A 16,392-nucleotide genomic window follows, 5' to 3' on the forward strand; every position below is an offset into this window, starting at 1 on the left:
ATGAAAGAATTTAAACTCAAGTCACCCTACAAACCATTGGGTGACCAACCAAAAGCCATTAACTCATTAGCCGAAGGCATAAAAAGCGGCATAAAGGAACAGACTCTTTTAGGAGTAACAGGTTCGGGAAAGACTTTTACAATGGCAAATGTCATTGAAAAAGTCCAAAAGCCCACTTTGGTCATTTCACACAACAAAACTCTGGCTGCACAGTTATATGAGGAATTCAAGGAATTCTTCCCGGACAATGCGGTGGAGTATTTTGTCAGCTATTATGATTATTACCAGCCTGAAGCCTATGTGCCTCGAACGGATACATTCATCGACAAGGAAGCTTCAATCAATGAGGAAATAGACACAATGAGGCATTCTGCAACTCAGTCTCTTCTTTCAAGGGATGATGTCATTGTTGTAAGTAGCGTAAGTTGCATTTACGGTATCGGATCTCCTGAGGATTACGGTGAATTTGCATTTGGAATTGCCGTTGGGGATATTTATGACAGATCTGAAATTCTCAGACGACTGGTGTTCATGCAGTATGAGCGAAATGACATTGAATTTGACAGAGGTCAGTTCAGAGTCAGGGGAGATGTCATTGAAATCAATCCGGTTCATGGAACTCCTCCAATAAGAATAGAACTGTTCGGCGATGAAATAGATGCCATAAGCATAATCGATAAGGTCACCGGAAAAAAACAGGAATCCCTTCAGAGATACATGATTTTCCCTGCAAAGCACTTCGTCGTCGGCCAGGACAAGATGGACAGGGCTATAGACAACATTTCAAAAGAATTGGATGAAAGGCTGGAGGAACTTAAACTGATGGGTAAACTCCTTGAAGCGCAAAGGCTGGAACAGCGTACCCGTTTTGATATTGAAATGCTTCATGAGATGGGATACTGTCCGGGTGTAGAAAACTACTCCATGCACCTGTCAGGCCGTAACTGGGGAGACAAGCCATACTCACTTTTAAAATACTTTCCCGATGATTTCTTAACAATAATTGATGAATCACACGTTACCGTTCCGCAAATAAGAGGAATGTATAATGGGGACCGTGCACGTAAGGAAACTCTGGTTGAATACGGTTTCAGACTGCCTTCAGCCAAGGAAAACCGTCCTTTGAGATTTGATGAGTTTGAATCATCTGTAAATCAGGTAATTTATGTATCTGCAACACCCGCACAATATGAACTTACAAGATCAAGAAATGTCGTTGAACAAATTATCAGGCCGACAGGACTTGTGGACCCTGAAGTATTGATAAGGCCTGTGACAGGTCAGGTTGAAGATCTGCTCAAGGAAGTTAGAAAAACAGCCGAAAAGGATGAGCGTGTGCTGGTTACAACACTGACAAAAAGAATGGCAGAGGATTTGACTGATTATTATGCAAGAATAGGCGTTAAAGTAAGGTATATGCACTCTGAAATCGACACGCTGGAGAGAATCGATATTGTGGATGACTTGAGGAGGGGTAAATTCGATGTCCTCGTTGGAGTAAACCTTTTAAGGGAAGGTCTGGATTTGCCGGAAGTCTCTTTAGTCGCCATTCTCGATGCAGATAAGGAAGGATTTTTAAGAAATGAAACCTCTCTCATACAGACAATCGGTAGGGCTGCAAGAAACGTCAACGGCCGTGTGATAATGTATGTTGACGACATGACAGATTCTGTCAAGAACGCTTATGAAACCACACTCAAAAGGCGCAAGCTCCAGATGAAATACAATGAAGTTCACGGAATAACACCAAAATCAACCCAAAGGACCCTGAAAGAAAAACTCGCTGAAGAAGATGAGAAATACAGAGGCATTGGAACTGATGTCAGTAAAATGCCTAAAGATGAGCTTCAATTGCTGATTAAGGATTTGGAAAGGGACATGAAGGATGCAGCATCAAGACTTGACTTTGAAAGGGCTGCCGATTTAAGAAACAAGCTTTATGCCTTAAAAGGATTTGACAAATAGTTTCTCACAGTTGTGATTTTGTGCATAATAGCACTTCAACAATTTATTTGTAATACTTTTAATATAATTAGTATTATTAATTCTGGTGGTGGTTGTTATTTTTGATTACACATTAGAAGAATTGTTGTTGTTTCTGAAGGACTTGGATGAATCTCAAATAAAAGAGTCAAGACATTTCATCGAATCAAATATCACTAGAAATGAAGATATTGGGATGATTTATGATTTATTATTAAATGAAAAACCAGTACAAGTTGGTAAAACAAAAACTGGGACGTATAAAGTTGTTTTTGAGCATCCTTATCGAAAATCTAAAGATATATATTTGATTATTATGATAATTAATAGACAAGAAATAACTCTAAAAACAATCTATACAGCTAATAGTTCAAGGAGGCTTCGCGAACATGAGCCAAATTAAAAAATTTGATTTAAAATATTCGTATGACATTGAAGTTGACAGCATATTTATTAAAATTACAGAGAACTATAAATATCAGGAATCATTGGAGCTTGAAGATGGTATAATATTGGATTTCAGTGAGGAGGGTATTCCTGTGGCATTAGAAATTTTAGACATCAGTGATTTGTTCTCTGTTAAAAAAGATTGTTTTAACAATATAGAAAATATTAATATTACAATTGCTATAACCAATTCAAGCATATCTTTAAACCTTCTTATGGAATTATTGATAGATAATGAGAAAATAGATCAACCATTCAGTACTGTTGCCAAAAATATAATTAATGTGCCTGAAATGGAAGTCATATGTTATTGTTAATTCTGATTTTGGAAAATTTGAAGAAGCAATATGCCACAGAGAAAAAAGTTAATTTTGTATTTTAGTAAAGTGAACAAGCACTTTAAAGCATAAAAAGCAATTAAAAAATACTTATCAAATGCTCTCTGAAAGACTTTATAAGCTAGTTTGTTCTAATATTATATAACTAATTTTAGGAGATTATTATGGCTGAAAATTCTAAAAAACAAATTGTCATCAAGGGTGCACGTGAGCACAATCTGCAGGATATCGATGTCAGTGTCCCCCGTGATGAATTCATTGTAATTACAGGTATCAGTGGGTCTGGTAAGTCTTCACTGGCTTTCGATACAATCTATGCTGAAGGACAGCGCAGATATGTCGAATCACTCTCAGCTTATGCAAGACAGTTTTTGGGTCAGATGAAAAAACCTGAGATGGAATCCATAGAGGGACTATCTCCTGCCATTTCAATTGACCAGAAAACAACAAGGGAAAACCCAAGATCTACTGTAGGTACAATTACAGAAATTTATGATTATTTGAGATTACTTTATGCAAGAATTGGTATTCCGCACTGTCCCAATTGTGGAAAGGAGATTTCACAGCAAACCATTGGACAAATTGGAGATTCAATCATCGAGGAAGGTGAAGGATTAAAAATTCAAATCCTCTCTCCGGTCGTCAGGGATAAAAAAGGTCAGCACAAGGATGTCCTGGAAGATCTGAGAAACAAGGGTTTTGTCAGAGTCCGTGTCGACGGTGAAATAAGGGATTTGGAGGAAGACATAGATTTGCCTAAAACCTATCGTCACAGCATTGATGTTGTTGTTGACAGGCTTAAAATAAGACGAGATGTGGACTTTAAGAGAAGATTAGTGGATTCCCTTGAAACTGCAGCCGAATTTGCAGGAGGTCTGATTACCGTTTTATTTGACAATGGTGAAGAGGAATATGAGAAAAAGTATTCAGAACACTTTGCCTGTGTTGACTGTGGAATAAACTTTGAGGAGCTGACTCCAAGGATGTTTTCATTCAATGCTCCTCAGGGCGCATGTCCTGAATGTAACGGTATAGGTTCCAAAATGGAGATTGACCCTGATTTGATAGTTCCGGATGCCACACTGACACTGAATGAGGGAGCCATTGCGCCATGGTCAAAATCCGCCAAAAGGGAAAACTATTATTATCAGATGCTTGAAGCTGTATCAAAGCACTTCAACTTCAGCATGGACGTTCCATTCAACGAACTGGACGAAGAATATCAAAACACTATTCTTTATGGCTGCAATGAGAAGATACCGTTCACTTTCAAGAGAAGAAATAAATCTTACATGGTCAACCGTAAATTTGAAGGGGTCATTCCAAGAATGGAGAGATTATACCTTGAAACCAAATCAAACTATTCCAGAAAATACATCTCCAAATTCATGAGCGACAGAAAATGTCATGTCTGTGACGGAAAGCGTTTAAGGCCTGAAGTATTGGCCGTTACTGTCGGCGGAAAATCCATCATTGACGTTTGTGATTTGGCAATAAAGGATTCATATCAGTTTTTCCAGGATTTGGAACTTACAGAACGTGAAAACTTCATTGCAAAAGAAGTTTTAAAAGAGGTTAAGGAACGTTTAAGCTTCTTGGTTGAAGTGGGACTCGATTACCTGTCAATGTCAAGATCATCAGGTACACTTTCCGGTGGTGAGGCTCAAAGAATCAGATTGGCCACTCAAATAGGTTCCGGGCTTGTTGGCGTATTGTACATTTTGGACGAGCCAAGTATAGGTCTTCACCAAAGAGACAATATGAAGCTAATTGAAGCTTTAAAAAGACTTAAAGATTTGGGAAATACATTGGTTGTTGTTGAGCATGATGAAGAGACAATTCTCTCAGCGGATTATGTTGTAGACATAGGTCCAGGTGCCGGTGAGCACGGTGGTAAAGTAGTCGCTCAGGGAACTCCTTTGGATATTATGAACAATCCGGATTCCATTACCGGCCAGTACATTTCAAGGGTTAAAAAGATTGACATTCCTAAATCAAGACGTGAAGGCAACGGCAAGTTCATAACAATCAGGGGTGCGGCCCAAAATAACTTAAAGCACATCGATGTTGATATTCCACTGGGCAAATTTACCTGTGTAACCGGAGTGAGCGGCTCTGGAAAAAGCAGTCTGATTAATGAAATTCTTTATAAGGGAGCTAAAGGAAAACTGGCCAAGAAATTCACTTTTGCAGGCAAATTCGATGAAATTGAAGGATTGGAAAACATCGATAAGGTTATTGCCATTGACCAGAAACCGATTGGTAGGACTCCAAGGTCAAATCCTGCAACATACACTGGAGTATTTACGGATATTCGTGATCTGTTTGCAAACACTCCTGAATCAAAAGCCAGAGGATATAAACCTGGAAGATTCTCATTCAACGTTAAGGGCGGAAGATGTGAAGCCTGTTCGGGTGATGGTATTGTGCAGATTGAAATGCACTTTTTGGCGGATGTGTTTGTCCCGTGTGAGGTCTGCGGCGGTAAGAGATACAACGAGGAGACTTTGGATATTAGATACAAGGGCAAAAACATCTATGAGGTCCTGGAAATGACAGTTGAAGAGGCATTGGAATTCTTTGAACACATTCCAAAAATCACCAAAAAGCTCCAGACATTGTATGATGTCGGCCTTGGCTATATGAAAATCGGTCAGCCTGCAACAACACTTTCCGGTGGTGAGGCTCAAAGGATTAAACTTGCAAAAGAGCTTTCCAGAACCAGTACAGGCAAGACTTTGTACATTCTTGACGAACCGACTACAGGTCTTCACTTTGCAGACATCAAAAGGTTGCTTGACGTGCTTGCAAGATTGACAGATGCAGGCAATTCAGTAGTTGTCATTGAGCATAACCTGGATGTTATCAAAACTGCCGACCACATCATCGATTTGGGTCCTGATGGCGGTGACGGCGGAGGTGAGGTCATAGCTACCGGAACTCCTGAAGAGGTTGCTGAAACTGGAACATATACTGGTGAATTCCTTGAGAGAATGCTTGATGAAAACATAACTCCGTATGCAAAGGAATTGGTAGAAGATATTGGAAAATAGAATATCTTCTATTTTTATTATTTTAAACAATTTTTTTTAATAATTTTATCGTGTTTTACTAATTTTTCATTATTTTTTTCATTATATTATTCAATATTTGATTTATAATTTAAAAAAAATATATTATATGAAGTCATTTTTTTATAACTTTTTCAATAAATTTATATATTTTACTAATAAACATTTAATCAACACTAATAATAGGTAACTTTTTATATTTGTTTAAAGCCTATTAATAGTACAATTATTATCGGTGATAATGATGAGAGAGTTATATGAAAAAATGATAAATGAATCAATGGCTGCCCAAAAAGCAGACGTTGCAGTTATATCTGAAAACAGGTATAATGACTTTAAAATCACTGATGCAAAGCCATATGCTGACGCTGTGGCTGGCATGAAAGCGCTAGACAACCAAGCAGAATCCGTAATTAACCTGCACAAGGAATCTGTAAAAAACCACTTTGAAATTTTATCTTCCATTACAGACACATTGAAATGTGAAGATGATCCTTTCATTGAACATTTCCAAACCCCTCCGGTTTTAGAAATTTTATGTGAGGAAGATGGTGATTTTGCTGACAGTTTAGATAAATTTATTCAAGCTATTGCTGATAATGAAGCTCTTGTTGCAAAAGAATCAATCAGAAGATATGGTGGATTTTATGGACCAACATGTGTTGTAGACTTTGCATTAATGCCTGGAAGTACCAGTAATGTTGTAAATCAAATATTGCAAAAAACTGACATTCCTGCAGCTCACAAACAGGCAATCTTATCTGCAAAATCATGGGGTATGAACACCTCATATGGTATTGGTGACGCTTTTGCAAACGCTATTGAAGCAGGAGCGACTGCAGCTGAAGCAACTGAAAAGGAAATTGCAGCATTGCAAATGATTTACAAAACTCCTATTGAAGGACAAGGTACATTAATGGATGACGCTGACCATTCTTCATTTGATGTAAGAGATTACATGAACAAATATAAAAAGGCAATGACTTCAGCAGTCAAAGCCGCAATGGATGATGGAGTCCACTACGGTAACATCGTAACCGTACCTGCATACTGTGTAGGGGATATAGGACACCATATCGGCCAATCCACTTACAACATGTGTAAGGATGATGTGACTTTAGCTATTGTTCAGGCAACCGCTGATGTTATAGGAAACACATTAACATCCAACTTGGACAATTATAAATCAGAATTTGATGTCCTCAAATTAGCAACTGGTTCATCTGCATGTGCAACTGAATTTATTTTAGAATTGGATGGATTTAACGCACCTATGGTTGTAGACCTATTCTCTAAAAGATTCCACAACTTCGTACAACAATATCCAACAAGAGGCGCAGCTGCAGAATTGCACAACTGTGACTTCATGGACATGATTTACAGAGGATTCAATGCAATCAGTGGGGCTCGTAAATTCAGAGCAGGTACTGGCGGAGAACTTGTGCCAAAAATCAACGGATTTGCAGTTGACCTAAGTCCTATTTTAGAAAGCGAAATTGTAATGAATCCACAAAGATACACTTACCCTGCATGTGCAATTACAGTAAGATTCTCTTCACTTATGAGATTAGCAGACTATCCATGTCTTTTAACTTCAGAGCCAATTACAGCAACTATGATGACAAATATCATTGCACTTAACAAAGAAGCACCAGGATCTCCAGTCAGAGGTTGTAAAAACTGTGCTGCTGCTTCACTTGTGGATAACAAACATGAATACTGTCAATGGAGAGAAGCTGTATAGGCGATAGAAATGACTTGTAATATAAGAAAAAAATTCTTTGCAGAACTTTTAGGAACATTTTTCCTAGTATTTTTCGGTACTGGTTCAGCAGTTGTAACATTATTGATTTCCAATACCGTTACTCCTGGTGCTGCAGCTATTGGACCTTTAGGCGGATTAGGTGACTGGATTGCCATAGCTTTGGCATTCGGTCTGACTGTAATGATATGTATTTATGTATTCGGAAAGATATCAGGTGCACACTTGAATCCTGCAGTAACAATTGGACTGCTTGTGACCAAAAACATTGACTTAATCGACAGTGTCTACTATATTATTGCACAGGTTATTGGTGCATGTTTAGGAAGTCTCTGTCTGTTCCTCTGCCTTGGAGCTCCTGCAGTAACAATCGGAGGATTAGGTGCAACAGCTCCTGGTCTTGGCGTAAGTTACCTTCAGGCAATGTTTGCCGAGTTTTTAGGAACATTCTTCCTTATGATGGTTGTAATGGGTGTTGCAGTTGATAAAAAGGCAGAACCTGGTTTTGCTGGAATTTCAATTGGTATGACCGTTGCAGCAGTAATCGTAGTTCTCGGTGCATTCACCGGTGCTTCAATCAACCCTGCACGTACATTCGGACCATACCTCTTGGATACCTTGCTTGGCGGTGCAAACCTCTGGGGATTCTTCCCAATATACTTGGTTGGACCTATTCTTGGTGCAATCTGTGCAGCATTTGCATATGCATATCTAGCAAAAGGCAGTGGAGTTTGCGAACTTCCACAACCATTCAACGACGAATAATTCTATTTTGAATTATTCTACTTTTTTCTTTTTTTTTTCGCATTGACTTTTTGATTGTTTATTGTCATTAAAATTTGTTAAAGATGAATCATTGAACAAAACAATTTCAAATTTGGTAGGTGGTAACATGAAAATCGTGGAAGAATATGCTCAAAGAAAAGTAGATGAAGCAAAAGTAGAATTCCAAAAGGAATTGCAGGCAAAAGATGATGAGTTATTTGCTAAGGATAAGGAATTGGTTGCTAAGGATGAGGAATTGGTTGCTAAGGATGATGAAATTAAAAAATCCAAGCAAAATGTTATTGTAAACTTGGATAAGGAAGGTTTTTCCATCAAGGATATTGCAAGACTTGCTGATGTTAGTCCCGAATTTGTTAGTGAAACCTTATCAAAATAATTGTTTTTATAATTACTTATATAATTGAGATTGAACTAACTATAATATAAGGTGATTATTTGAGTTTTGATATTAAGGAAGCTATTTTAATTTTTATTCGCGGAGTCCTGATGGGTTCTGCAGATATTGTTCCCGGAGTTTCCGGTGGAACAATAGCATTGATTACAGGAATTTACGGTCATTTAATTGAAGCAATAAGTAAAATCAAATTCGGATTTGTAAGGCCACTTCTTAAAGGTGACATTAAGGGTTTTAAAAACGAGCTCTTTGATGAAATCGATTTCAAATTCTTCATACCTCTGGTTTTGGGTATTGGTGTTGCTTTCTTGACACTGGCTAAAGTCGTAACCTACTGTATGGATACTCATACTGCGCTTACATATTCATTCTTTTTAGGTTTGATCATAGCTTCAGCGGTAATCTTATTTAAAAAACTCAACCAAATAAATTTGAAAAACATAATATTTGCCGTTATCGGTGCAATTTTGACTTATATCTTTGTAAGTCTGAATCCTATAGCGGCCAATCATTCACTGCCGGTAATATTTATTTCAGGTATGATAGCCATTTGTGCAATGATTTTGCCGGGTATTTCAGGTTCATTCCTGCTGTTATTGCTGGGCCAGTACAAATACATGTTGGATGTACTTCATGAACTTCATTTTGTAGATATCATTGTTTTTGTGGTTGGTGCATTGATTGGAATACTTGGATTTTCAAAAATCCTGAATTATTTGCTCAAAAATCATGAAAAGGTAACAATGGCATTTCTTATTGGTGTAATGCTTGGATCTTTAAGGGTTCCAGGTTTTCAAATTGCAAATTCAGTCGGCTTGAATTTTGCAGGTCTGTTCCCGTGCCTCATCGTTGCAGTTATCGGTTTCGGACTGATTATTATTCTGGAAACCAGATTTGATTACATTGATTAGTTTAACTATAATGTAATCAATTAGCTATTTTTTTAAAATTTTTGATTAGAAGTTCATTTCTGTAAAATTATTTATAATTATCTTGACAGATATATCATTTAACAAATTACTTTTTGTTATAACCGGTGAAAAAATGAAATTTAAATTGATATATCTAGTGATGATTATTGTCATTTTCTCATCCATTGCAGCTGTCAGTGCAGGAGAGCTAAATGAAACATTGACTGCAGATGTCAGCGATGATTTGTCTTTGGATGATGATAATGTATTAACTGTTTCGCAGGATAATCCGCTTGAAGATTATCCGGATGAAAAAATCTTGAATGTATCTGACAATGAAGCTAATGCTGTTTTGCAGGCTGATGATGGTTCTACAAAGGAAAGTGAATCTCCATTATATGGGATTGTGGATATAGGTTCAAATTCCATGGAATTGAGAATATATGAAATTAAGAAAAGTGGAAAGCCCAAATCTGTTTTTTCTTTATCTGAAAAGTCAGTAACAGCAATTTATGTCGAAAACAACACTTTGTCAGAAAAGGGGATTGACGAATTTGTATCCATTATGAAAGACTTTAATGGTGTAATGGATTTGCTCAAGGTCAAGACCAAATATGCATTTGCAACCGCCAGCTTAAGAAAGATAGATAATAGTGAGGAAGTTATTGCAGCCGTTAAAAAGAAAGTTGGATTGGATATTCACTTGTTGAGTGGTGAAAAAGAGGCAAGAACAAGCTTCAATGCTGTTAAAAACACTGATTTGACAACAGATAATGGTATTGTTATTGATTTGGGTGGAGGAAGTTGTGAAGTGATTGATTTTGTCAATAAAACAGTAATAACTTCCGAAAGTATGCCGATAGGTTCAAACTCAATTTATGCAGATTGTGTCAGTGAAATGTTTCCGAACGGCACTGAGATGAAGGAAATAGAAAATAGGGTTTTAAATGAGCTTAAAAAGCTTTCCGTAACTAACGATACTCAAAGATATGATTTATTCGGTATTGGAGGAACTGTAAAGACTATCAAGAAAGTTCTGGTATATATGGAATCCATTGACGATGATGCAGACAGTATTCCTGTTTCAATGCTGGATTATTTATTTGATATGTTCAGCCAGCCGACAAAAGACAATTATCAAACAATTCTGAATATCAATGCTGAAAGAATCAACACATTCGTACCGGGATTGGTAATTACAAGAACAATTGCCAATTATTTCAACATGTCCTATTTGCATTTCTGCAAAAACACAGTAAGGGATGGAATTTTAGCGGAAATCCTCGAAAATGAAAGCAGGGAAACAAAAGAAAAACAGGATGTTTCCTTGAATTTAAGTGACATTTCCATTGCCATTGATGAAAATGCGGAAATTCCTGTAACACTTCCAAGCAATGCGACAGGAACAGTTAAAGTTAAATTGGATGATATTGAGTATGTTTCCTCACTTTCAAACGGAAGCTGCATTATTATTCTTCCGAAATTGCAGTCAGGCAATTATTCAGCTAAAATAACATATAGCGGTGATGATAATTATGCCTCCAACAAAACAAAGATAAACGTCCATGTCAAATCAGCATCAATTGATGCACATGACATGGTTAGGGGATACAATAGCGATTATGACTATCAGGTAAAATTAATTGATGAGAATGGAAACGGCATTTCAAACAAATTGATTTCATTTACTGTAATGTCAAATCAATATTATGCAATAACAGATGATGATGGTTTGGCAAGTGTTAAAGCAAACCTGAATGCAGGAACATATAATGTCACTGTTTCATCTGCAATTGCCGGAAATTCCACAACAGCACTGAAAATCCTGAAGCGATTTGAAAACAACAGGAATTTAAAAGTTTATTACGCAAGCAATGCCAATTATAAGGTCAGGATTATTGGAGACGATGGAAATCCTGAAACTGAAGGCCAAAATGTCACTGTACTGATTGACAATAAGATGAAAACCTATAAAACAGATAAGAACGGATTCATTACAGTTAAAATCGATAAAAACTTTAAAGTCGGTACTCACACCATCAAAATCCAGTATAGGAATGCTAGCGTTAAAAATAATGTTGTTGTAAAACATATTGTGGCTCTTAAATCAGCAACCGTGAAAAAATCAGCTAAAAAACTGGTGTTAACCGCAAGTCTGGCAAAGGTCAACGGAAAATATCTGAAAAATAAAAAGATCACCTTCAAATTCAACGGCAAAACCTACAAGTCAAACACCAATTCCAAAGGCATTGCAAAGGTTACCATCAAATCTAGTGTCCTCAAAAAGCTTAAGGCTGGAAAAAAAGTTTCCTACCAGGCGACTTACCTTAAGGATACTGTTAAAAGAACTGCAAAAATCTTAAAGTAGGTGTCTTTAACATCTACATCTTTTTTTCTTTTTTTGCCGAATCGGGCAAATCCGCTTGTCATATTATTTGAACTGATATTATTCTGTAAATCTATATTAACAATTAGAAATATAATTTAAATCAATGTTGGTTTTAAAGAAAGTTAAAAAACAGTGGAGGTTATATCCAATCGGTTCTCCAAAAGGAGCTCTTAATCATAAAAGGGAACCGGAATTTGTTGGAAACATCAAGTTTTCAAATCAGGGCGACACGCTGGCCATTGCCAGATTTGTTGCGGATTACAATTTCAATGACAATTCCTCCTTGAATGAGAAGCTGATGCCTCCGGGTGAGGTAATTAAATTACTCAGATCCCAAGCTGTATTTTTAGCAACACCTGATGAAAAAGTGGAAAAATTCCTCAAATCCTTAAACATTAAGGTCAGGAAAACTCAGGTATGTGATTTCTGTGCCTTTGAAGGCAATATCACCATTGTAAATTCATCTTATTCTTATAAACATAACAATCAGCTGATCTGCAAGGACTGTGCTCATGACACCATCAAGGAAGAGCTGAAGCTTCAGGGATTCGATAAGGCCATTTTCAGAAATCTTAAAAAGACTCTGGAGAAAACAGGAAGTCTGGAGAAAACTTTATCTGTTCTCGACCCTCATTTTGATGCAGTCAAAAACAGGGATCTGACATTGTTTGACAAAACCAGAAAGTCAAGGCATATCATCCCTCCGGTTGACATGAAGCGATTGAAGATACCTAAGGACTTTAAGCAAATTCTTTTAGACTCCGGAAACACCAAACTGCTGCCGGTTCAGTATTTGGCCATCAAGGAAGGGCTTTTGAAAGGAGAGGATTTGCTGGTAGTAAGCGCAACAGGTTCTGGTAAAACGCTGGTCGGTGAGCTTGCAGGAATTACAGAAGCCTTAAAAGGCAAGAAATTCGTATTTTTAACTCCTCTGGTTGCTCTTGCCAATCAGAAATATCGTGATTTTAAAAAGAAATACTCCAAACTTGGATTGAAGGTAGCCATTAAGGTTGGAAGAAACCGTGTTAAGGCAAAAGGAGAGCTGAATTTCCCTGATTCCGATGTTTCCTCATCAGACATTGTTGTTGCAACATATGAGGGAGTCGATTATCTTTTAAGAAACGGCAACTCCAAAAGCCTGTCCAATCTGGGTGTTGTCCTGATTGACGAGATTCACATGATTGATGATGAAGACCGTGGAACACGCCTCAACGGTTTGATTAAGCGTATCAAGCATTTATATCCCAAAACTCAAATCATCGGACTGTCTGCTACAGTTAAAAATCCGGAATTTTTGGCCGATGAATTCAACATGAAGCTGGTTAAGTATGACGAGCGGCCGGTTCCTCTTGAAAGGCACCTTGTATACGTCAGAAGCGAATCTCAAAAACGCCATCTGATGCAAAGATTGGTCAAAAAGGAATTCAACACCAAATCCAAGAAAGGTTTCAGGGGACAGACCATCATATTTACAAATTCAAGGCGAAAGACTCATCAAATCGCCAACTTTTTAACAAACAAGCATATAAATGCAAGGGCATATCATGCGGGACTGTCCTATTATAAAAAGGAAAAAATAGAAAAGGACTTTGACAAGGGCAGGATTTCCTGTGTCGTTACGACAGCGGCTCTTGCAGCGGGCGTTGATTTTCCGGCTTCCCAGGTAATATTCGACTCACTGGTGATGGGAAACAAATGGATTAATCCGAATGAGTTTTCACAAATGCTGGGCCGTGCAGGAAGGCCATCCTATCATGACAGAGGTATTGTATATCTTATTCCTGAAGTCGGAAACGATTTTGCAGGAGAGTCTGAAGAGGCAATGGCTTTGGAGCTTTTGGAAAGCAACAGCGAGGATGTCTATATAGAATATGATGAAGAGTCTGCCTATGAACAGATACTTGCCGATATTTCATCAACATCAATCAAATCAATGGATGAACTTAACAAATTCTATAAAAACATTGATGTTCCGGTAAGCATCAAGATAGCTGTTGATGAAATGGAGAAGCTGGGACTGATAGATAAAAGCCTCAACAATAAACTGGAAGTTACAAAATACGGTCGGGCGGCATCAGTATCATTTTTATCAATTGAGGATGCAGAATTCATTAAGAATACCTTAAATGATTATAATTATCTCAAACGCTATGTAGGGCTTTCACCGATGTATAAGAAAAAGGACAAGTATGACAAGCTGAAGGTGCTGATTCTGGCAATGGCACTTGATTTGGAAATGTTTGAAAATGCGTATCTGTCAAGCGTAATCCACAATCAGATTGCAAATGCTCTCAAAATCAAATTTTCGACAAGGCTGTTTGCAGAATCCACTTTGGATATAATTTCATCAGGTGAAGCCATTGAAAAGGTCGACAAGAAATTCCAGGATGCGCTTATTGCCCTTCAGACTGATTTCATGCAGTGCAGATGTCAGGACAGGCCATTTTGCAGCTGCATGCAAAGGGGCATTTCAGAGGTCATTGTTCACGAAAGACTTAAAGGCAAGGACCCTCAAGATATATCAAATAAGCTATTCAGAAAATATCAGATTCAAGTCTATCCGGGAGACATTTTCTCATGGCTGGACAATTTTGTAAAAAACCTTGATGCAATTAAAAGAATTGCTAAAGCTTATAACAGGCAAAATTTTGTCAAGAAAACTAATTGGTTAATTAAAAAAATAGAAAACGGGTGAATGAAATGTATGCAGAAGATAAAATATTGATAGGTTGTAATGAATCAGAAAATGTTTTTTTACTTCCAAAATTAGCTAACCGTCATGGTTTAATAGCAGGAGCAACAGGAACCGGTAAAACAATTACCTTGAAGACACTTGCGGAATCATTTTCCGATATGGGTGTTCCGGTATTTTTAGCGGACATGAAAGGGGATATTTCAGGACTTGCCAAAATAGGTTCAGAAACTGAAAAAATCAAGACAAATGTTGAAAAATACGATCTTGCAGCTAAAGGATTCAAATATCAGGCATATCCTGTAGAATTCTGGGATCTGTTCGGTGAAAAAGGTCTTCCTGTAAGGGTAACACTATCTGAAATGGGACCGACACTACTTGCAAAAATCCTCAACCTGTCTGAAGCACAAACTGGTGTTTTGAATATTGTATTCAGGGTTGCAGACAATAATTCCCTACCTATCATAGACTTGAAGGACTTAAAAGCAATGATCAATCATGTCGTTGAAAACAAGGCGCAGTATGAAAGCGAATATGGTGCAATTGCCGAAAAATCAGCAAACACCATCTTAAGAAGCCTTATCACTCTTGAAGACCAAGGCGGCAACGACTTTTTCTTTGAACCTGCACTTGATTTGAATGACTTTATCAGATTGGATGAAAACGGTAAGGGTATCATCAACATTCTTGATGCTCAAAAACTCTCACTTTCTCCAGAAATCTACTCAACATTCCTGTTGTGGATGCTTTCAGAACTGTTTGAAAACATGCCTGAAGTCGGCGACATGGACAAGCCTAAATTCGTATTCTTCTTTGACGAAGCACACCTGCTTTTCGATGACATGTCACCTGAATTTGGCAAAAAAATCGAACAGATTGTAAGGCTTATTAGATCAAAAGGCGTAGGTCTGTATTTCATATCACAGTCTCCTGCAGATATTCCTGATGACATTCTGGCACAACTCGGAAACCGTGTTCAACATGCGCTTCATGCATACACTCCAAAAGACCAAAAGGCTGTGAAAGTTGCAGCAGAAACATTCAGGCCAAACCCTAACTTCAACACTGCAGATGTAATCTCAGAGCTTGGAATAGGTCAGGCACTGGTTTCAGTTCTTGATGAAAAGGGTGTTCCTACCGTAGTTGAACAGGTGGACATTGTACCTCCTCAAAGCTATATAGGAGCCATTGACGATGCAATGAGAGCCGAACTGATCAATTTATCCGAGCTTAAACCTAAATACTATGAGGCAGTTGACCCTCAATCCGCTTATGAACTGTTATTGAATAAGATTGAAGAGGATTCCAATCTGGAAAGTGAAGTTGTCCCTGAAACCAAGGAAGCTATCGAACAGGCAATTGAGGAAAGTCATGAGGCTCCTGCAGAACCTGCTCCTCAAGTTGAGGAACCTGCTCAGGAAGCACCCGCACAGCCTGCATTTGGACTGGGTGACATTTTGGGAACTGTTTTAGGTGGAGGCCAACCTGCAAACGGCAAAAAAGCCAAAAAGTCCGAAACCCAAAAAATGGCCGAAAAAGCTGTCGCACAGGCTGCAAACACCGCTGCCCGTGAAGTGACAAAAGGAATCATGAGAGGAATTTTCGGACAAATGAAATAA

Annotated in this window: 11 protein-coding genes; all 11 read left to right on the forward strand. The window is 37.9% G+C overall.

Annotated features, from left to right (window positions below; translation table 11 throughout):
• Nucleotides 1-1,965 carry an excinuclease ABC subunit UvrB gene (gene uvrB, locus QZU83_RS02650; protein ID WP_295609426.1) on the forward strand — a complete coding sequence of 655 codons (1,965 nt, stop codon included), beginning with the start codon at nucleotides 1-3 and terminating at the stop codon, nucleotides 1,963-1,965.
• 85 nt (nucleotides 1,966-2,050) lie between these two features.
• On the forward strand, nucleotides 2,051-2,386 hold the full coding sequence (locus QZU83_RS02655; protein WP_295609428.1) for a hypothetical protein: 336 nt from the start codon (nucleotides 2,051-2,053) through the stop codon (nucleotides 2,384-2,386).
• Nucleotides 2,373-2,747, forward strand: coding sequence for a DUF2283 domain-containing protein (locus tag QZU83_RS02660; RefSeq protein ID WP_295609429.1), 375 nt, complete (start codon nucleotides 2,373-2,375; stop codon nucleotides 2,745-2,747). The genes QZU83_RS02655 and QZU83_RS02660 overlap by 14 nt, the downstream gene beginning before the upstream one ends.
• A gap of 185 nt (nucleotides 2,748-2,932) precedes the next feature.
• On the forward strand, nucleotides 2,933-5,821 hold the full coding sequence (gene uvrA, locus QZU83_RS02665) for an excinuclease ABC subunit UvrA (RefSeq protein WP_295609431.1): 2,889 nt from the start codon (nucleotides 2,933-2,935) through the stop codon (nucleotides 5,819-5,821).
• A gap of 262 nt (nucleotides 5,822-6,083) precedes the next feature.
• A complete protein-coding gene (locus QZU83_RS02670) occupies nucleotides 6,084-7,583 on the forward strand; it encodes a DUF2193 domain-containing protein (RefSeq protein ID WP_295609432.1) in 1,500 nt (499 codons plus the stop codon).
• Nucleotides 7,584-7,592: 9 nt separating this feature from the next.
• Complete coding sequence (locus QZU83_RS02675; RefSeq protein WP_295609434.1) at nucleotides 7,593-8,366, forward strand: MIP/aquaporin family protein; 774 nt, start codon at nucleotides 7,593-7,595, stop codon at nucleotides 8,364-8,366.
• Between the two features lie 127 nt (nucleotides 8,367-8,493).
• Entirely contained in the window at nucleotides 8,494-8,763 is a 270-nt protein-coding gene (locus QZU83_RS02680; protein ID WP_295609436.1) for a hypothetical protein, read from the forward strand.
• 110 nt (nucleotides 8,764-8,873) lie between these two features.
• Nucleotides 8,874-9,692: a DUF368 domain-containing protein gene (locus QZU83_RS02685; protein ID WP_295609448.1), complete on the forward strand. Its 819-nt coding sequence runs from the start codon at nucleotides 8,874-8,876 to the stop codon at nucleotides 9,690-9,692.
• 133 nt (nucleotides 9,693-9,825) lie between these two features.
• Complete coding sequence (locus tag QZU83_RS02690) at nucleotides 9,826-12,060, forward strand: hypothetical protein (protein ID WP_295609438.1); 2,235 nt, start codon at nucleotides 9,826-9,828, stop codon at nucleotides 12,058-12,060.
• Between the two features lie 124 nt (nucleotides 12,061-12,184).
• Complete coding sequence (locus tag QZU83_RS02695) at nucleotides 12,185-14,776, forward strand: DEAD/DEAH box helicase (RefSeq protein ID WP_295609440.1); 2,592 nt, start codon at nucleotides 12,185-12,187, stop codon at nucleotides 14,774-14,776.
• A 5-nt stretch (nucleotides 14,777-14,781) separates the two neighbouring features.
• On the forward strand, nucleotides 14,782-16,392 hold the full coding sequence (locus QZU83_RS02700) for a helicase HerA-like domain-containing protein (protein ID WP_295609442.1): 1,611 nt from the start codon (nucleotides 14,782-14,784) through the stop codon (nucleotides 16,390-16,392).

Source organism: uncultured Methanobrevibacter sp. (assembly GCF_902771435.1).
GTDB lineage: Archaea > Methanobacteriota > Methanobacteria > Methanobacteriales > Methanobacteriaceae > Methanocatella.

What these genes read in the sequence shown, in the direction of transcription:
- QZU83_RS02680 (WP_295609436.1), top strand. Translation starts at nt 8,494, where the DNA reads ATGAAAATCGTGGAAGAATATGCTCAAAGAAAAGTAGATGAAGCAAAA.
- QZU83_RS02670 (WP_295609432.1), top strand. Translation starts at nt 6,084, where the DNA reads ATGAGAGAGTTATATGAAAAAATGATAAATGAATCAATGGCTGCCCAA.
- QZU83_RS02690 (WP_295609438.1), top strand. Translation starts at nt 9,826, where the DNA reads ATGAAATTTAAATTGATATATCTAGTGATGATTATTGTCATTTTCTCA.
- QZU83_RS02675 (WP_295609434.1), top strand. Translation starts at nt 7,593, where the DNA reads ATGACTTGTAATATAAGAAAAAAATTCTTTGCAGAACTTTTAGGAACA.
- QZU83_RS02700 (WP_295609442.1), top strand. Translation starts at nt 14,782, where the DNA reads ATGTATGCAGAAGATAAAATATTGATAGGTTGTAATGAATCAGAAAAT.
- QZU83_RS02660 (WP_295609429.1), top strand. Translation starts at nt 2,373, where the DNA reads ATGAGCCAAATTAAAAAATTTGATTTAAAATATTCGTATGACATTGAA.
- QZU83_RS02685 (WP_295609448.1), top strand. Translation starts at nt 8,874, where the DNA reads ATGGGTTCTGCAGATATTGTTCCCGGAGTTTCCGGTGGAACAATAGCA.
- uvrB (WP_295609426.1), top strand. Translation starts at nt 1, where the DNA reads ATGAAAGAATTTAAACTCAAGTCACCCTACAAACCATTGGGTGACCAA.
- uvrA (WP_295609431.1), top strand. Translation starts at nt 2,933, where the DNA reads ATGGCTGAAAATTCTAAAAAACAAATTGTCATCAAGGGTGCACGTGAG.
- QZU83_RS02695 (WP_295609440.1), top strand. Translation starts at nt 12,185, where the DNA reads ATGTTGGTTTTAAAGAAAGTTAAAAAACAGTGGAGGTTATATCCAATC.